Origin of the sequence: Natranaeroarchaeum aerophilus (assembly GCF_023638055.1) — an archaeon.
Classification (GTDB): Archaea; Halobacteriota; Halobacteria; order Halobacteriales; family Natronoarchaeaceae; genus Natranaeroarchaeum; species Natranaeroarchaeum aerophilum.
In genome coordinates this window covers 318142-334881 of record NZ_JAKRVY010000003.1, presented here as the reverse complement: position 1 = coordinate 334881, position 16740 = coordinate 318142, and the positions used below count along the sequence as shown (strand labels likewise).

The following is a 16740-nucleotide window of genomic DNA, read 5'->3' as shown; positions in this document are numbered from 1 at the left end:
CAACTTCCTAGTTCTGACGGTTCGTTCCGGTGCTGTCTAGTGATTCACCAGAGCCGATCCAAGGGATTTGCCGGTGATGGGACACGTTCGGAGGGAACTGACTCCGTACTCAGATTCGCTCGCGGAGGAGCGCCGCACGATCGAGAAACTGCTGACGTGCCTCGTCGGGGCGACACGGCGATAGCTCGTAAGGTAGGTCCGGCACTGGCGATGGGGTGTATTCCGAGAGCAGCGTCTCTGCTTCGTGTCGGAGCATCCTGTCGTCGGCGTCCATCACGGCCTGCCACTGTTCGTCGTCGGGGTGGGGGATATTCAGCCGGTCCCAGACAGCAGCAAGGACGTCATGCTCGATGCGATCGTACGCGTCTATTTTTCGCTTTACCGGGCGTGGAACGTCGGTGATGTAGGCTTCACTCGCGTCGTGAAAGAGCCCATAGAGCTGTACGATCGGTTCACTATCGGCCAGTTCCTGGCTGACGTGGATGGCGTGAGTCGCGACGGAGTAATAGAACTGGCACTGCCCGGCGAATCGGCATGTGTGAGCCAGCCCATGTGCGATGTCCTCGACACGGATCGTCGACGGCTCCGGATCGAGCGGATCGACGGCGAGTCCGGAGTAGGTCTCGATCGCACTCGTGCCCTCGAAATCGGCCATACAGAACCGATGGGAGAGCAATACCAAAAGCGTGCCCACGTCGGCTTCTACAGTCGAAGCTATTTTGCTTCCGGTGGTCCGACGTGCTGACAGGCCCTAGCGGGGCGGAACCGAGCATGACCGGAGATCACGGCGACACCGACAGGCGAGACCAGCAGTCCACGACCGAGCGGGTGGACGCCACGAAAACTACCGATCCCCGGCTGGTCGTCCTCTGTGGGCTCCCGGGTGTGGGAAAATCCACCGTCGCGGAGTTCGTCGCCGAGCGACTGGGCGCGAAACGGCTCCGAACCGACGTGGTCCGCAAGGAGCTATACGACGATCCGCAGTACACCGACGAGGAGATCGAACGCGTCTACCGCGAACTGTTCGATCGCACCGAATCCGCGCTCGAAGCGGGCGAGTCAGTCGTCCTCGACGGCACCTTCGCCGATCGGGAGCGGCGACGCGCGGTCCGAGAGATTGCCATGGGTGCAGGTGCGGAGTTTCGTCTGCTCGAAGTCGTCTGTGAGCGTCCGGTCGCAGAGGCTCGGATCGCCGACCGAGGGGACGGGATGAGCGACGCTGACGTCGAGGTCTACCGTGAGTTCCGCGAGGAGTTCCACCCGATCGAGATGTACCACGTCGCGATCGACAACTCCGGATCGACGGCGGAAACACGCGAACAGGTCGCACGGACGTTTCCGAATCGCTAGGCGATCCCCAGCACGTCACGGGCAGCCTGCCCGACCGATTCGGTCCGTTCGCCGGGACAGTAGACGCCGAGTCGCCAGCGGGCACGTTCCGCCAGCCGGATCCCTCTCACCAGCTCGGAGGCGTCCTCCAGCCGCTGGACGACGCCGTCGACGACGACGCTGGTCGAGGACTCCTTGAGCCGTGGCCGATCCGGAATGTCGACGATCACGTCGGTCGGATCGACCTCCGCCGCGCTGGCGATCTCCCGTTCCGCCCGCCGCTGTTCCTCGTAGCCTACGTCGACAGTGCCCGGTGGGACGTTTTCGATCCCCGTCCAGACCGCACGCTTGTACAGATCGCGGTGTTCCAGACGGCGACCGAGCGCAGGGACGTGCTCGGCCAGCGCAACGAGCAGGTCGTGGTCAGCCATCCGGCGGAACGACTCGACATCCACGTCGGTCCGGTCCAGATATCGCTCGCAGGCGCGGTCGAGCATCGCCCCGGCGATCCGAGAGACGTGGTGCCGGTAGACGACGGCGTTCATCAGGGCGCGTGAGAACAGCATCGATTCCGCCGTCGCGACGTTCCCTTCACTGAGGACGAGCCGGTCGTTCTCCAGACGAAGTTCACGGACGAGCCGACCGTGATCGATCGCGCCATACGGCACGCCGGTGTGGTGGGCGTCGCGGGTGAGATAGTCCATCCGGTCGACATCGAGCTCGCCCGAGACGAGCGCGCCGAGCCGTCCCTCGCCTGCGACGAGGTCGGCGACACGCCCGGGGTCGAGTCCGAGCTGCTCTATGGCCTGACAGACTGGCCGGTCGGGATCGGTCAGCAGCCAGTCGACCTCGTCGTGATCGGTGCCAGTCCGCCTGTGGATCACCTCCTCGGTCTGGTGGCCATATGGCCCATGCCCGACATCGTGGAGGAGTGCGGCGGCCCGGAGGTGTGCCGCCGTGTCTGCGTCGACGTCGAGATGGCCGACAGCAGTGTCAGCAAGATGGTAGACGCCGAGGCTGTGCTCGAACCGGGTATGATTGGCAGCGGGATAGACCAGCCTGACGGTCGAGAGCTGTTTGACGTTGCGAAGCCGCTGGACGGTTGGCGTGTCGATCAGGGCTTCGGCGACCGGATCGAGCGCGATATAGTCGTGAACGCTGTCCTTGATCGGCTTCATTATCGGGGAGACGGCCCCCCCGCCCAATTCGCTTTCGGCTCGGGTTCGTATTGTTACAATCCGGCCTGTCCTTGAGCCGATTCGGGTCAGCTGAACCGTATTTCAGATAAAAAATTATGTCACATCCCGCGGGGTTCACCCGCTGGGGGTGTGATGTCCTCGACTGGTTGGCGGCCGGTATATGCCACGGCGACCATCGAGAGTCCTGTAAGGAACAAGCTCGCTCCGATCATGAACCCGACGACCCATGCGGCAACTTCGGGGAATTGTGCCCAGAGCAACACTCCCAGGCCGAGTGAGAGGCCCCCGCTAGCGGCGATCCACCCACGGCCAGAGCCACGCTCCATCCGAAGGCTCACCCCGAGTTCGACGATGCCGTCGACGAGCAGGTATGCGACGATCATGAGTGTGAGACTCAGGAGACCGATGATCGGATTCACCACGATGACGATCCCAGCGACGAGCGACACGATGGCGAGTGTTAGCTGCCAGAGTGATCCCATCCATCCTTTTGCAGACACTACATGCGCTCCGTGGACGAGACCGCCCACAATGAGGAGTCCCCCGACGATGTACGAGACCGCTACGCCCACTGCAAGCGGGAGAATCATCGCGAGGACGCCCAGTACGGCGATACTGCCACCTGCTACTGCCAGCGTTTTCCATCCCGTCTCGAGGGAGTACGATTCAGGGGTCGGTGTTACAGTGCTCATTTTCGTTCACCAGTAGCTACTACGTCAAGCGAGTGCATATAGAATATATACGATTTTACAGATCATCTGACGAATCGATCAATTCTGAAATGCAGAGAATAGGCTCTGTTGAATCTCTTAGTAACAGGCTCTGACTGGCGTGTGGTCAGTACAGGTGAAACACTCCCCATACAACTGACTAAAATGTCATCGTAAATCGAGGCTCCCTGACAGTACATGTGTATGAGGGCTATTACGTCAGACGTTGTCTGTGCAGTTGAGGTGAGAAGTCGTGTATCGCTATGATTGGATTCTGGTGGCCATCCCGGTAGCGTTGCTCAGTGGGTGGATTATTGGTGTGCTTACGGTGGTTCCAATAGAGTACGGCATGGTCGCCGGGGTTGTGCTCGCTACACCATTCGTCTATGATGCAATCTTTCGAAACCCGCCGCTCCCGGAAAGCGATGTCCAGCGAGCATTTGCTGCGATCCTGTGGCATGTACTGGTGGTCTGGACAATTATTGTGGCGGTATGGTAGTCCTACACTCTCTGGGACGGGGTCCCGGGCTATCGTATGTCTAACGGACGGGGATTTCTCCTCGTATTTCCGTAAGGGGCGATAGAGAGGAAGGACGTTTTAATCCTGGCGACCATCCACCCTACAATGAGCGAATCGGACGGGGCAAAACAGGTCAGCGACCCCGAATACCACAGCGAGAACCACACTGCCGCCCAGACCTGTGGGTGGACGGCCAATGCCCTGCGCGGCGAGGGCAAATGTTACAAATACGCCTTCTACGGCATCGAGTCCCACCGGTGTATCCAGATGACGCCGGTCGTCAAATGCAACGAGCGCTGTGTCTTTTGCTGGCGGGATCATGCTGGTCATGCGTACGAACTCGATGACGTGGAATGGGATGACCCCGAAGCCGTTGTCGACGCCTCGATCCGCCTGCAAAAGAAGCTGCTCTCGGGCTTTGGTGGGAACGAGCAGGTACCCCGCGAGGTGTTCGAGGAGTCGATGGAGCCCCGTCACGTCGCGATTTCGCTGGATGGCGAGCCCTCCCTCTACCCCTATCTTCCGGAGTTGATCGACGAGTTCCACGCCCGCGATATGACCACCTTCCTCGTGAGCAACGGCACCAACCCCGAGATGCTGGAGCGATGTGATCCCACGCAGCTGTACGTCAGCGTCGATGCGCCGGATCGGTGGACCTTCGACGAGGTCGTCAAGCCCGTCGATGACGACGCCTGGGAGCGCCTCGTCGATACGATGGATGTGCTGGCAGAAAAGGAGGATACCCGGACTGTCCTCCGGACGACGCTCGTCGACGGCGAGAACATGCGCGATCCCGACTGGTACGCTGCCTTTTACGACCGTGCCAACCCGGATTACATCGAGCTGAAAGCGTACATGCACGTGGGCCATTCCCGGGGCCGACTGGACCGGAGTTCGATGCCCGACCACGAGGACGTCGTTGCGTTCACCGAGGCGATCCGCGAGCACATGCCCGACCACGACGCGATCAAGGACGTGCCCGACTCCCGCGTCGCGCTGCTGGCGAAAGACGCCGACACCTGGGTGCCGAAACTCCAGAAGGGAAGCGAGTTCTGGAATAACAAATAAAGACCCGTCATATAGCTCACTGGGCTTATTTGCGCCCGGTGCCAATAATCCATAACACGGTCAATCTGATTCAAGTTTCTGTGATGCATTCCATATTCGTTATGCTTATGAGCGGGTAGACCAAACGTTCTGGTATGTCAAATGCACCGACGCTGACCGTCGGACACGACGAACTCGCCGTCCTGAAACTGCTTGCGCTCGACGGCGCGATTGCGGGGGAGATGAAGGCCTCCTGTTCGGACCTCGCAGAGCAACTCGACGTCTCGACACAGACGGCGTCGCGTCGGCTCCAGCGACTCGAAGACGCCGGGTATCTCACCCGTGAGACGGTGACCGACGGGCAGTGGCTCTCGATCACCGACGACGGAGAGCAGGCGCTGCGGGCCGAGTACGAGGACTATCGACGTGTTTTCGAGGGGGCGACGACGGTCGAACTCGTCGGCACCATCACCGGTGGGATGGGCGAGGGGAAACACTACATCTCCCTGCCGGGCTACATGGCGCAGTTCCGCGAGCGACTGGCCTACGAACCGTTCGAGGGGACGCTCAACGTCGAACTCACCGACGCCAGCATCCGGCGGCGATCCGCAATGGAAGCGCTCGAACCGGTCCATATCGACGGCTGGGAGGACGAGGATCGGACCTACGGCCCGGCAGTCTGTTACCCGGCAACCATCGAGGCCGCGGACGGGGAGCGCTACGAGGGTGCCCACGTCATCGCGCCCGAGCGCACCCACCACGACGAAGATCAGCTGGAACTCATCGCGCCCGACAGACTTCGCGACGAACTCGACCTCGACGACGAGCATACGGTCACTGTCTTCGTGGAGGATCGATAACATGGTCGATACCACCAGCAACGCGGAGGTCGCCGATGCGCCGCCTGTCGATCCGGTCGAGGAAGCGATTGCGGCGTTCCGCGAGGGCCAGCCCGTCTGCGTCCACGACTTCGACGATCGCGAGGGCGAGACCGACATTATCTATCCCGCAGGCGCGGTCGATGTGGATGCGGTCGAGCAACTGCGCAACGACGCGGGTGGGCTGGTCTGCGTCGGTCTCTCCGGGACTGTCGCCGATGCCGCGTCGCTGCCGTTCCTCTCGGATGCGATCGACCACCCAGCCAGTGAGACCGACCACCTCGCCTACGGCGACCGCTCGTCGTTTTCGCTGACGGTGAACCACCGTGATACGTTCACCGGCATCACCGACGAGGACCGTTCGCTGACGATCACCGAAGTCGCCGAGTTCGCGGCGGCAGTCGAGAACGGATCTCCGCTCGACGCCGAGGACTTCGCAAGCGAGTTCCGCGCCCCTGGCCACGTTCACCTGCTTCGGGCCGCCGACGGACTTCTCGACGAGCGACAGGGCCACACCGAACTCGGGATCGCGCTAGCTCAGGCCGCCGACCAGCCGCCCGCTGCAGTCGTCTGTGAAATGCTCGACGACGACACTGGCCGGGCGCTTTCGACCGCGGCGGCCCGCGAGTACGCCGCTACTCAGGGAATCCCCTTCGTCGACGGTGAGGGACTCGTCGAGCGGTTGGGGTGAACGGTCACTCGCCGCCAGCGCTCTACAGGCGTGGCAAGACGACTGCGCGGCATGCCAGGAAATTGTGGGTTCCATAATTTCATACTACTGATGCATAAATATGCCGTAGTGGCAACTACCGTTATACCATCTGTTGTCGTCATCAAAAACGTGGATACGTCGCTACTGTACTCGGTTCAGCGAATTAGGCTGCGTACAAGTCGACGATATTTGCTAGCCGAATGCACCACTGGAGTCCGACAATGCACGAACAAACTGGCGCACCAAACGGAGGTGGGGGACAGTGGATAAAACAACAGCGTTCGAGTCGTCGGCGCTGGCTCCATCTATGTGTTCTTGGGGGGCTATCCGCGTTGGCGGGCTGTATCGGAGACGACGAGGAACCGGGCGAAGAGCCTGATGAGGAGCATGAAGAGCCCGAAGACCCGGGCGAACCAGCGGACGGCGAGGACGACACAGACGAAGAGGCGAATGGTGTTCTCGTCGAGGGCGGGGACTCTCACTCGTTCGACGGATCCGGCCCGGAAGTCACTCCTGAGATCGAACTCAGACAGGGGGTTCTGACAGTCGAGTTCACACACGATGGAGAGCGAAACTTCCGAGCGAGAATGGTCAACATCGAGGGAGAGCCGTGGGAGGATATCCAGCTGCTGAACGTGTTTCGGGGTACGGATGGTTCGTCGATGATGGCGGTCGATGGAGGGCTGTATCGGGTCGATATCAATGCCGACGGCGACTGGACGATAGATATTGACCAGCCCGAAATACTAACCGAGGACGTCGAGGAGGCTCCCTTTGAGACATCCGGCAGCGGTTGGGCGTGGCGAGGGCCGTTCCGGGCGGAGGGTGTCAGTGAGGTCAACGCGACACACGATGGGGAGCGTAACTTCATCGCCTGGACCCACGACGCGGGCGGTAATCAAAGCCTGCTAATAAACGAGATCGGCGAGTATGAAGGAACGAACATCTTTCGTCCGGATGAAGGTGCATTCTGGATTAATATCGAGGCCGACGGTAACTGGTCGATCGAGATCGAGTGAGCAACTCAGAAGAACTTCTTCAGGTCGTCACGCTTCTGGGCTTCGAGGTGGTGGCGAACCGCGTCGTTCAATGGCTCGATCGACCCCTTCTTTGCGGTGATCGGCGCGATCGTCTCCTGCCACTGCTTCCACGGCGGGTAGATCCCCAGCCGGTCACAGAGATCGTTCAGTCGCTCGTCCCGGTCGTCGACTTTGTCCATCTTGTTCACCGCGACGACGGTCGGAATATCGAGCTCCTGAAGGAAGTGAAACATCTCGACGTCGTGGGGAATCTCGCCCTCGCCGGAGTGGCGATCGATGATGTCGATGACGCTTTTCCCGTCGACGACGAGGATCGCCACCAGAATGTCGTCGGCGTGGCGCTCGATATACTGGACGACCTCGGTCTTGATCTCCTCGCGCACCTCCTCGGGAACGCCGGACATGAAGCCAAAGCCGGGCAGATCAGTTATCATGAAGTCGTCGCTCGCCCAGTCGTAGCTGTTCGGCGAGCGCGTCACGCCGGGCTTGCCGCCCGTCTCGAAACTGTGGCCCGTCAACTCGCGCATCAGCGTCGACTTGCCCACGTTCGACCGCCCGGCGAGGACGACCTCGTCGGCGCGGTTCGGTCGGTCATCGAACATACGCCTCGTTGACGCGCGGCGGCCAAAAGGCTCACGTCACGTGCCATGGTGTCCCGTGGAACAACTCGGCGGAGAACTCGACGGGCGGCCTGTCCACAGGTTCAAAACCGATCCCGCGGCCAGCCCCGGCATGACCTGACGAGCGACCACGGCGCGGCAAGCGGGTGCGCACCGACCCGCGTCGTGACTGCCGCGGTGCCTGTTCGCCATTGAAACGGCAAGGGCCTGCCTACTGCTCGAAGGGGAGCTCGGGCTCGTAGTCGATCGCGTCGACCGCCGCCGCCAGCACACCCTCAACGTTCTCGTCTTCCGTCACGCTCATGTAGTGATCGGCCTCGACATCGCGGGACCGATCGATCTTGTTGCAGATCGTCAGCACGGGGACGTCCTCGAACTGCGCTTGCAAGGCGTCGCGAAGTTCGAGCTGGACGTCGATCGGGTAGCCACAGTCCATGCTGGCGTCGACGACGACGAGCACACAGTCGGCGAGATGTTCGAGTGCGCTGACCGCCTGTGACTCGATGTCGTTTCGCTCCTCAGGTGGGCGGTCGAGCAGCCCCGGCGTATCGACGATCTGATACCGCACGTGGTCGTCCGCGGCCGAACGCTCGTCCTCGCGAAGCTCGCTCGGCACGTCGGACCCGTGGAAGTGACCGACGCCGATCCCTCTGGTCGTGAAGGGATATTCCGCAGTCTCGTGGCGCGCTCTGGTGACCGTGTTGACAAAGGAGGACTTTCCGACGTTCGGATAGCCCGCGACGACGATCGCCGGTTCGTCCGGGTTGATCTCGGGCAGCGTCTTGAGGGCGTCCCGCGCGGCACCGATCAGGAGCAGGTTTGGCGCGACCTGCTCGACGACGTCGGCCATCCGTGCGAACGCCTGCTTGCGGTGTTTCCGGGCCAGATCGTCGCTGGCCTTTCGCATCTTCCCCATCGCCTCGTCGCCGATCTGTTTGGTCTGTCGGCTCGCCCAGGTCACCTCCGAGAGGCTCTGTCTGAGCGCGTCGACGCCGTCGGCCTCCGTGTCGTACTCGTGGGTCTCGACGATCGCTTCGGCGAGTTCGCGGTAGAAGGGATCGATCTCGTCGAAATCGGGCCACGCCGTCACGACGTTCTCCAGGTTGTCCGAGAGGATGTTCGATGCGGTCTGTACCATTGACTCCTGGGCCTCTCGGCCCTGCTTCGCTCGGCCGGACCGCGACGCGCGAGAGAACGCCTTGTCGATGAGCTCCTCCGACCGTGGCGTCGTCGGAAGATCCTCGAAAATCATAGCTCCGGATATGGTAGCTGGCTATAAAAGGCCGTTCTTCGGGCCGCGCGTGTGTTGATGCGCTTATACGGCTCGCCGGTCTAGCGGGTCTATGACAAACTGGCGTGCGGTCGTGATCGGCTTTCTCGTCCTGACGGTGCTGAGTATCTTCGGCGTCGCCGTCCCGGGACTTGGCCAGCTTACGGCAGGACTGATCGGCGGGCTCGTCGCGGGCTATCTCGCAGGTGGCGGACTGACTGGCGGCGCGTGGCACGGCCTCCTCGCAGGTAGTCTCGGCGGAATCGTTGCGGGAGTGCTGTTGTGGATCGGCCTGACGATCGTCGGGACTGCCGGTGGGCCGGTCGGTAGTGCGATCGGTGCAACCGGCGGGTTCGTCCTCGCTGTCGCGATCGTGTTCTTCTCGATGATCGTCGCGATCGAGTGCGCCCTCGCCGGTGCGATCGGTGGCGTCCTCTCGGAGAACTAGTCAAGCGAGATGTACGTTTTCGTGTCGTTAACGCCCGAAAGCGCCTGGATACCGCTCGACGAAGCGTCCAGTACCTGATACACTTCGTCGACTTCGACTTCCGCGATGATATCGTACTCGCCCGCCACGATGTGGGCCTCCACGACATGTGGTTCGTCGCGGACCTCGGCGAGCAAACTCTCCGACTTCCCGGCTGCCGTCTTCACCATGACGAACGCGTGAACCATGCTGTGTGGTACTCTATGGCACGTCAAAAACCTTTCTGCGACAGGGTCATCACACGACCACGTTTCGAGAAGTCGTTGAATTGTAGGTGGCGATTCGAGTACCGGATAGCCGTGTAAAATTTTATTGTAATGTTATTCTTTGGTTCATTCATGTCGAATCAACCAACGAACCGTGGGGGTTTCCTGTCGTTCCGTCGATGGCTGTGGCTGTTCGTTGTGCTAGCTATGCTGGGGTCAGTTCTGGTAGTGGTCTCTGCGGTTGGGGTGGCGGGTACCGCAGTTGGCGAGGAGTCAATCGCTACTAACACGGCGGCAGACACGGACGCCGAGATGATCGATGGCGTCGAGATCCGCGGCCCCCTCGTGGGGATCACCGCTGAGAACGTCGAAGAGTCAGAGGAACCGCCGTCCGATGTCGTCGATATGGTTGCCGACCACCTCGGGGTCGATGATCGACAGGTTGTCTACGATCGAAGCGAGGCTACACTGGAAGTGCGTAGTGACGACATCTCGGAGGAACAATTCGAATCAGCACTCGACGAAGTCGGGCTCAACGGTGATGAGACGGAGATCCGGTCCGGTGTCACTGACGAGACAGGAGATCTGTTCGTCGAGATCGTCGATTCCAGACTTGCCGATGCCGGGTACGACAATGCGACTGTTTCTCATACTACCGACGCTGATGGTACCACTGAAATCGTTGTCGAAGCACCTGCCCGGGACCGCGAGCGGCTTCGGAGCCTGATCACGGATCGTAACGACGTGGCAATCGTGATTCACCATCCGAGCGATACCGAGGCTGGCTACGAAGAAGACGTCTTGCTGACCAGGGAGGACGTCGCCTCTATCGGCAGTGTCGAACAACCCGAACAATCGAATCAGTATCGGGTGCCGCTCGTCATCACCGATAGCTCTGCCCCCGAATATGTGGATCAGTTACAAGAGAGCGGCATTACAACAGAAGGAGTCAACAACTGTGCCTGGAGCGAAGCCGGAGAACCGCCCTACGGCTACTGTCAGCTAATCACGATTGATGACGAAGAAATTTCTGGGCTGAGTATGACAGGGGGGCTTGCTGAACAGATCAACGATGGGACGTGGGTCAATAATCCGGTGTTCGTTATCACCTCGCCTGATGCGAGTACTGCAGAGGACGTACGGTCGGGGATAGAACACGGCCCTCTACCTACATCACTCGACCTCGACCAGGCCACGGAGCGTGAGATCGAGCTTGACATCGATACGGGCGACGAGGACGATGGGGTTGTCGACGCTGATGAAGTCCCAGGGTTCGGATTGATCGTTGGGCTACTCGGCGTGACGGTCACAGCGTATCTGGTGGCGCGTCAAGCTGCTGTCCGATCGTTCGAGTAGCGGTCGCTAATAACGCGGTAGATCACCGTACTGTGAACCCACCCAGGGAACCGCCAATCGACGACTACAGGAGTAACATTATTGAAGGGGGCAAGCGTATGCGCTGATATGCGGTTTGTTATCATAGGCGCTGGCCGAGTCGGACTGCGGACCGGTCGCGTACTCCAGGAAGAGGGACACGAGGTGACGCTGGTAGAACGCGATGCGGCGGTCGCGGAACGAGCCCGCGATCAGGGATTCGATGTCGTCGGCGGCGATGGCTCCCGTGAGGAAGTCCTCGAACGCGCCGGAATCGACGAAGCCGACGCCCTCGGCGCGCTCTCGGGGGATCTCAACACCAACTTCCCGGCCTGTCTGATCGGCAAACACCACGGCTGTCGGACGATCCTGCGCATCGACGAGGACTACCGAGAGGATATTTACCGGAAGTACGCGGCCGAGGTCGACGAGATCGTCTACCCCGAACGGCTGGGCGCGATCGGCGCGAAAAACGCCCTGCTCGGCGGCGATATTCGCGCGATCGCCGATATCGCCCAGAACCTGCAGGTCGTCGAGTTGACGGTGACTGAAGAAGCGCCGACGCGGGGCTACACAATTAGCGAACTCCAGCTTCCCGCGGACGCAACCGTGCTCGCGTTCGGAAAGGAGAATGAACCACTTGACATTCCTGACCCGGACGAATCACTGGAGGAGGGCGATCGACTGGTCGTGCTCGCGGACTTCGACGTGCTTGGTGACGTGCGACAGATACTGGTCGGCGACAACAGCCGCGCCGCCGCACAGGCGAGCGCGGGAGGGACATAGATGGTTACTGCATACGTCATGATCAAGGCGAACACGGGACAGGCGGATCGACTACGTGCAGAGATCGCGGGAATCGATGGCGTCGAGGACGCCCATATCGTCGCTGGTGATGTCGATATCATCGCCAAGGTGCTCGTCGACACGCCGGGCGAAGTGAAAAATATCGCTGCAACGGCAATTCAGGACGTCGACGGCGTCGAGGACACGCACACCTATATCGCGATGGACTAGAGCGGCATACCGCCGCGGGCCGCGTCGTCTGCACTCCCGTTCTGTTGTGCTCGTTCCAGCAGCCCGGCGACCGGCTCGCCGTACTCGTAGCCGGGGACGACTCCCTGCACGTAGGTTCCTTCGGTAAAGTCGATGACGGCTTTTGCGGCGTCGACGCCGCTGCTTGCGCTCCAGGCGCGGAGGCCAAACGTCGCCGTGATCGTTTCGTCATCACGGTCGAGTACCGGCTCGTCCGTCTCCCTCACGTCGGCGGCGTGGTACGCGTCCGCTAGCCGGCGCTCGAAGGTCTCGAACCAGTCGGTCGCAACGGCGCCTCCGACCGTCTGGTCGGTTACAACGGCATCGAGCGTCGGGACGCGAACCGCAATCTCGAAGGCAGCGTCTCGCTCGCCCTCGGCTGGACGTGCTCGAACGGTGGCGTCGAACGGCGTCGTCGTGCACTCGTAGCCGTCCGCTATTTGTTCGAACGCGTCGTGGCGGTCGAGCGCGCGACGTGCTGGCTCGGGGATCTCGTCAGCTGTCATTGGTACTCTCTGGGGGTTCGTCGGACATGGGCGTTGCGCTCTCGACAGCAAACACCCAGTGAGAGCACTATAGATCGTCGCGGAGAACCGACTGTACCGCCTGTGCAACGGTGTTGAAATCGCCCATCGTGAGACTGTCCGTGGTGACGAACACGCCTTCGCGTTCGTCGGTCACCCGTAGCAAAAAGCCGTTGTCGAAGACGCGGATCGTGTAGTTGTAATCACCGAGTTCGGTGCCCTCGTAGGCCGCCTGTGCCGTTTTGAAGCCACGCCACTCGTGACCGATGAAGCTGGTGAGGTCGGCGTCGCGTTCCAGGTCGTCCCGGAGGTAGAGCTGTTCGTAGTCGTCCCGCGTAAAGTATGTCACCGAGCGGAGGCTGTCGCCGAGCGCTGTCCGACTCGTTCGTACGATGTTGTCGGTCGCTTCGTCCGCGAGTAGCTGGCTCGCCATATCACATTGTCGTTGATCGTCAATGATTAAGTAACTGGCCCTGATCGGTCTGCCGTCACTAACTTCGAAAGTTGTAGTGATACACTACAGTAATCGAAGTATTGGCGCCCACGTCATTCCTGCCGGCACGGACCACCAAGCTTAAACGAGCGAGCGGCCAACGGGCCGGTATGGCTTCATTCGAGAAAGCGGAGGATCGGATCCTCACCAAGATGATCTGTATGCGATGTAACGCACGCAACGCCGAAGGAGCGGACCGATGCCGCAAATGTGGCTACGGGAAACTGCGGCCCAAAGCCAAGGAAGCACGTTCCGCCTAGTCCTCCGGATATTTCGGTTCTCGTTTCTCCGCACGCGCCAGTGCCGTCTCTACGACATCACGAACGTCCCCGTGGAACTCGTCGCCGTGACCCGCGTACATGTGTTCGACGCCGTCGGGGAGCCGGTCGAGGATCCGCCCGATGCTTTCGATGAGTTGCTCGCGTGACTGGCCGGGCCGATCCGTCCGGCCGAAGCTCCCGTAGTCGAAGGCTCCGTCGTCGTGGACCACGACGTCGCCGCTGAAGATGGTCGTGTCGCTGATCAGCGAGATGTGATCGTCCGCGTGCCCGGGCGTGTGAACGACCTCGAAGGCCTCGTCCCCGATGGAGATCTCCTCGCCGTCGACGAGCCCGTTGGTCCGTCTCGGGTGGCTGCCGTAGGCGAAACAGTTCGCGTCGAACCGATCCAGGACGGCGTCGAGTTGCTGGACGTGGTCGCCATGCTGGTGGGTTAGCACGACGGCGTCTAGCTCGTCCGTGTACTCCGCGATGACGTCCTCGACGCCCGGCATGGCACCGGCGTCGATCAGTGTCGTGCGCTCGCCGGGCACGAGGTAGGCGTTGCAGGTGAACGACTCCGCGTCTGCGGTGACGTTGATGACCTCCATGCAGACCTATTGGATCGGTGGACCGAAAACGGTGGGGGTTGTCGATCCCACGACCCTGGTACTGTACCGAGACAGATGGCTCCCCGCCCCGAAAAGAACAAGATTTTAAACGATGGTCGGGTAAGACCCACCACTATGGGTAAGAAATCGAAATCGAAGAAAAAGCGCCTCGCCAAACTGGAGCGACAGAATAGTCGTGTTCCGGCGTGGGTGATGATCAAGACCGACCGTGACGTGACGCGCAACCCGAAGCGACGCAACTGGCGGCGACAGAGCACTGACGAATAATGAGCGCAAGTGATTTCGAGGAACGCGTCATGACCGTTCCCCTGCGAGACGCCAAGGCAGAGCCCAAACACAAGCGCGCAGACCGCGCGATGAAGCTCGTCCGCGAGCACCTCGCCCAGCACTTCTCGGTTGAGGAAGAGAACATCCGTCTCGACCCCTCGATCAACGAGGAAGTCTGGTCGCGCGGCCGCAAGAAACCGCCGAGCAAGCTTCGCGTGCGCGCCGCCCGCTTCGAGGAGGAGGGCGAAAGCATCGTCGAAGCAGAGCACGCAGCGTAACTTTGCTCCGCGCCGCGTTCACCGGATCCGCGTACGTCGGTGTCTTCGCGACGGCTACTGACGAGTATCTGCTGGTCCGCCCCGACGCCGACGAGGAACTCGTCAAGGACATGGCTGACGAACTGTCGGTCACGGCCGTTCCGACGACAGTCGCCGGCTCCGGGACGGTCGGCGCGCTCGCCACCGGTAACGAGAACGGACTGTTGGTCACGAGTCGGATCGCCGATCACGAACGCGACCGGCTCGAGGACGAGACCGGTACTGACGTCTACGAGCTTCCGGGTCGGATCAACGCCGCCGGAAACGTCGTTCTCGCGAACGACTACGGCGCGTACGTCCACCCCGAACTCCCCGAGGAGGCTGTTTCGACCGTCGAAGACGCCCTCGACGTTCCGGTCGAACAGGGCGAACTCGCTGGCGTCCGCACCGTCGGTACCGCCGCGGTCGCAACCACCGATGGCGTTCTCTGTCATCCGAAGACCACGGATGCCGAGCTCGACTATCTTGAAGACCTGCTCGACGTCCGTGCGGATGTGGGGACGATCAACTACGGTGGCCCGCTGGTCGGCTCCGGGCTGGTCGCCAACGAGCACGGCTACGTCGTCGGTGAGGACACGACCGGTCCCGAACTGGGTCGGATCGAGGACGCGCTCGGCTATATCGACTGATCGGTCGCTCGTTCCCACTCACGTTTTTGCCGTCACGCGAACTACAGACAGCTATGAGCACTGTCAGCGAGACGATCCATGTCCCGGCACCGGTCGATGAGGTCTTCGCGTTTCTCGACGATCCGAACAACCACATGGCAGTGACGCCCAGCATCGCCGACATCGACAACGTCGAGCGGCTAGAAAACGGCGGCAAACGCCTCGATCACACCTTCCGGATGGCGGGCGTCGCACTGGATGGCGAGCTGGTCCAGACCGTCCACGAGCCCGACGAGCGGATGGTCTTCGAGATGCGCGGACGGCTCGAGGGCGAGATCGGCCTCCAGTTCGAGGCCGAAGACGGCGGGACACGGCTGACGTACGCGGCGACGTACGAGATCCCCGGGAATGTGCTCTCGGCTGTCGCAGCGCCGTTTGCACGGCGGTACAACGAGCGAGAGCTCCGGACGACGCTGGAAAACGTACAGACGCACTTCGAGGTTGCAGGCTGAGCCGACCTCTGCAGTCGACCCGAGTAGCAAGGTTCTTCCGACTTCGGGGCGGATCCGATGGTATGAGCCAATACACGGTTACCGGCAAGTTTCAGGCTCGCGACGGCTGGCAGGAGTTCGAATCCACAGTCGACGCGGAGAACGAGAACGTCGCGGAAGAACACACCTACGCCAACATCGGGAGCCAGCACGGCCTCAAGCGCCCCCAGATCGAAATCGAGGGTGTCGAACAATGATGGGCGGTGGCGGCGGTGGACAGCAGCAACTGCAGGAACTGAGCCAGCAGCTCCAGGAGATCCAACAGCAGATCGAAGCGCTCGAAGAGGAGATCGACGGACTCGAAACGGAGTCCGACGAGATCGACGAGGCCATCGAGGCCATCGAGACGCTCGAATCCGGTTCGACGGTGCAGGTTCCCCTCGGCGGTGACGCCTACCTGCGCGCAGAGGTACAGGACATTGACGAAGTGATCGTCGGCCTCGGCGGCGGCTACTCGGCCGAGCAGGAACAGGGCGACGCCATCGAGACGCTCGAAGCCAAACAGGACACGGTCGGCGAGGAGATCGAGGGCGTCGAAGCGCAGATCGAGGAGCTCGAAGACGAGAGTACGCAGATCGAGGAGAAGGCCCAGCAGCTCCAGCAACAGCAGATGCAACAGCAGATGGCGCAGATGCAAGAGCAGGAAGGCGACGACGAGTAAGGG

26 protein-coding genes are annotated in these 16740 nt (G+C 61.4%); 17 read left to right on the top strand and 9 right to left on the bottom strand.

Features of this window, described 5'->3' with window-relative positions; genetic code table 11:
* Positions 1–109: 109 nt before the first annotated feature.
* Positions 110–655, bottom strand: coding sequence for a hypothetical protein (locus tag AArcSt11_RS08575; RefSeq protein ID WP_250596305.1), 546 nt, complete (start codon positions 653–655; stop codon positions 110–112).
* Positions 656–771: 116 nt separating this feature from the next.
* Here AArcSt11_RS08575 and AArcSt11_RS08570 point away from each other — a divergent pair, with 116 nt between their 5' ends.
* On the top strand, positions 772–1350 hold the full coding sequence (locus AArcSt11_RS08570) for a P-loop nucleotide/nucleoside kinase family protein (protein WP_250596302.1): 579 nt from the start codon (positions 772–774) through the stop codon (positions 1348–1350).
* Here the strand turns inward: AArcSt11_RS08570 and AArcSt11_RS08565 are convergent.
* Positions 1347–2507 carry an HD domain-containing protein gene (locus tag AArcSt11_RS08565; protein ID WP_250596300.1) on the bottom strand — a complete coding sequence of 387 codons (1161 nt, stop codon included), beginning with the start codon at positions 2505–2507 and terminating at the stop codon, positions 1347–1349. The genes AArcSt11_RS08570 and AArcSt11_RS08565 overlap by 4 nt on opposite strands.
* Positions 2508–2626: 119 nt before the next feature.
* Positions 2627–3220, bottom strand: a complete 594-nt coding sequence (locus AArcSt11_RS08560) for an HdeD family acid-resistance protein (protein ID WP_250596298.1) — start codon at positions 3218–3220, stop codon at positions 2627–2629.
* A gap of 271 nt (positions 3221–3491) precedes the next feature.
* Between AArcSt11_RS08560 and AArcSt11_RS17245 the strand changes: the two genes are divergently transcribed.
* The 5 genes from AArcSt11_RS17245 to AArcSt11_RS08540 all read left to right on the top strand — a co-directional run bounded on the left by AArcSt11_RS17245 (position 3492) and on the right by AArcSt11_RS08540 (position 7414).
* Complete coding sequence (locus tag AArcSt11_RS17245) at positions 3492–3737, top strand: DUF8015 family protein (RefSeq protein ID WP_491896765.1); 246 nt, start codon at positions 3492–3494, stop codon at positions 3735–3737.
* A 126-nt stretch (positions 3738–3863) separates the two neighbouring features.
* Positions 3864–4826, top strand: a complete 963-nt coding sequence (gene twy1, locus AArcSt11_RS08555) for a 4-demethylwyosine synthase TYW1 (protein ID WP_250596296.1) — start codon at positions 3864–3866, stop codon at positions 4824–4826.
* Positions 4827–4960: 134 nt separating this feature from the next.
* Positions 4961–5665: a DUF120 domain-containing protein gene (locus tag AArcSt11_RS08550; protein ID WP_250596294.1), complete on the top strand. Its 705-nt coding sequence runs from the start codon at positions 4961–4963 to the stop codon at positions 5663–5665.
* A gap of 1 nt (position 5666) precedes the next feature.
* Complete coding sequence (gene ribB / locus AArcSt11_RS08545) at positions 5667–6374, top strand: 3,4-dihydroxy-2-butanone-4-phosphate synthase (RefSeq protein WP_250596292.1); 708 nt, start codon at positions 5667–5669, stop codon at positions 6372–6374.
* Positions 6375–6616: 242 nt separating this feature from the next.
* The gene (locus tag AArcSt11_RS08540; protein ID WP_250596290.1) at positions 6617–7414 is read left to right on the top strand and encodes a hypothetical protein; all 798 of its coding nucleotides are present in this window, start codon (positions 6617–6619) and stop codon (positions 7412–7414) included.
* 5 nt (positions 7415–7419) lie between these two features.
* Here AArcSt11_RS08540 and engB read toward each other — a convergent pair whose 3' ends face one another.
* Both engB and AArcSt11_RS08530 read right to left on the bottom strand, forming a co-directional pair.
* Positions 7420–8037, bottom strand: a complete 618-nt coding sequence (engB, locus tag AArcSt11_RS08535; protein WP_250596288.1) for a GTP-binding protein EngB — start codon at positions 8035–8037, stop codon at positions 7420–7422.
* A 229-nt stretch (positions 8038–8266) separates the two neighbouring features.
* Positions 8267–9307 (bottom strand): NOG1 family protein, encoded by a 1041-nt coding sequence (locus AArcSt11_RS08530; RefSeq protein WP_250596286.1) that lies wholly within the window; start codon positions 9305–9307, stop codon positions 8267–8269.
* 91 nt (positions 9308–9398) lie between these two features.
* Here AArcSt11_RS08530 and AArcSt11_RS08525 point away from each other — a divergent pair, with 91 nt between their 5' ends.
* On the top strand, positions 9399–9773 hold the full coding sequence (locus AArcSt11_RS08525; protein ID WP_250596285.1) for a DUF5518 domain-containing protein: 375 nt from the start codon (positions 9399–9401) through the stop codon (positions 9771–9773).
* Here the strand turns inward: AArcSt11_RS08525 and AArcSt11_RS08520 are convergent.
* The gene (locus AArcSt11_RS08520; protein WP_250596284.1) at positions 9770–10000 is read right to left on the bottom strand and encodes an Lrp/AsnC family transcriptional regulator; all 231 of its coding nucleotides are present in this window, start codon (positions 9998–10000) and stop codon (positions 9770–9772) included. The genes AArcSt11_RS08525 and AArcSt11_RS08520 overlap by 4 nt on opposite strands.
* Before the next feature lie 150 nt (positions 10001–10150).
* Between AArcSt11_RS08520 and AArcSt11_RS08515 the strand changes: the two genes are divergently transcribed.
* From AArcSt11_RS08515 to AArcSt11_RS08505, 3 genes are all read left to right on the top strand, one after another.
* Complete coding sequence (locus tag AArcSt11_RS08515; protein WP_250596283.1) at positions 10151–11374, top strand: preprotein translocase subunit SecD family protein; 1224 nt, start codon at positions 10151–10153, stop codon at positions 11372–11374.
* Positions 11375–11482: 108 nt separating this feature from the next.
* On the top strand, positions 11483–12178 hold the full coding sequence (locus tag AArcSt11_RS08510) for a potassium channel family protein (RefSeq protein ID WP_250596282.1): 696 nt from the start codon (positions 11483–11485) through the stop codon (positions 12176–12178).
* Positions 12179–12409: an Lrp/AsnC family transcriptional regulator gene (locus tag AArcSt11_RS08505; RefSeq protein ID WP_250596281.1), complete on the top strand. Its 231-nt coding sequence runs from the start codon at positions 12179–12181 to the stop codon at positions 12407–12409.
* Here the strand turns inward: AArcSt11_RS08505 and AArcSt11_RS08500 are convergent.
* Positions 12406–12933 (bottom strand): DUF5813 family protein, encoded by a 528-nt coding sequence (locus tag AArcSt11_RS08500; protein ID WP_250596279.1) that lies wholly within the window; start codon positions 12931–12933, stop codon positions 12406–12408. The genes AArcSt11_RS08505 and AArcSt11_RS08500 overlap by 4 nt on opposite strands.
* A 67-nt stretch (positions 12934–13000) precedes the next feature.
* Positions 13001–13384 carry a DUF7522 family protein gene (locus AArcSt11_RS08495; RefSeq protein WP_250596277.1) on the bottom strand — a complete coding sequence of 128 codons (384 nt, stop codon included), beginning with the start codon at positions 13382–13384 and terminating at the stop codon, positions 13001–13003.
* 170 nt (positions 13385–13554) lie between these two features.
* Here AArcSt11_RS08495 and AArcSt11_RS08490 point away from each other — a divergent pair, with 170 nt between their 5' ends.
* Entirely contained in the window at positions 13555–13704 is a 150-nt protein-coding gene (locus AArcSt11_RS08490) for a 50S ribosomal protein L40e (RefSeq protein WP_250596275.1), read from the top strand.
* On the opposite strand, the gene AArcSt11_RS08485 is transcribed toward AArcSt11_RS08490, so the two are convergent.
* Complete coding sequence (locus tag AArcSt11_RS08485; RefSeq protein ID WP_250596274.1) at positions 13701–14312, bottom strand: MBL fold metallo-hydrolase; 612 nt, start codon at positions 14310–14312, stop codon at positions 13701–13703. The genes AArcSt11_RS08490 and AArcSt11_RS08485 overlap by 4 nt on opposite strands.
* Positions 14313–14447: 135 nt before the next feature.
* Here AArcSt11_RS08485 and AArcSt11_RS08480 point away from each other — a divergent pair, with 135 nt between their 5' ends.
* The 6 genes from AArcSt11_RS08480 (at position 14448) to pfdA (ending at position 16737) form a co-directional block, all read left to right on the top strand.
* Positions 14448–14600, top strand: a complete 153-nt coding sequence (locus AArcSt11_RS08480; protein ID WP_238478613.1) for a 50S ribosomal protein L39e — start codon at positions 14448–14450, stop codon at positions 14598–14600.
* Positions 14600–14878: a 50S ribosomal protein L31e gene (locus tag AArcSt11_RS08475; RefSeq protein ID WP_250596273.1), complete on the top strand. Its 279-nt coding sequence runs from the start codon at positions 14600–14602 to the stop codon at positions 14876–14878. The genes AArcSt11_RS08480 and AArcSt11_RS08475 overlap by 1 nt, the downstream gene beginning before the upstream one ends.
* A 2-nt stretch (positions 14879–14880) precedes the next feature.
* Positions 14881–15546 (top strand): translation initiation factor IF-6, encoded by a 666-nt coding sequence (locus AArcSt11_RS08470; RefSeq protein ID WP_250596272.1) that lies wholly within the window; start codon positions 14881–14883, stop codon positions 15544–15546.
* 53 nt (positions 15547–15599) lie between these two features.
* Positions 15600–16037 carry an SRPBCC family protein gene (locus AArcSt11_RS08465; protein ID WP_250596271.1) on the top strand — a complete coding sequence of 146 codons (438 nt, stop codon included), beginning with the start codon at positions 15600–15602 and terminating at the stop codon, positions 16035–16037.
* A gap of 62 nt (positions 16038–16099) precedes the next feature.
* Entirely contained in the window at positions 16100–16273 is a 174-nt protein-coding gene (gene rpl18a, locus AArcSt11_RS08460) for a 50S ribosomal protein L18Ae (protein ID WP_250596270.1), read from the top strand.
* Complete coding sequence (gene pfdA, locus AArcSt11_RS08455; RefSeq protein WP_250596268.1) at positions 16270–16737, top strand: prefoldin subunit alpha; 468 nt, start codon at positions 16270–16272, stop codon at positions 16735–16737. Before rpl18a ends, pfdA begins: the two co-directional genes overlap by 4 nt.
* Positions 16738–16740: the final 3 nt, after the last annotated feature.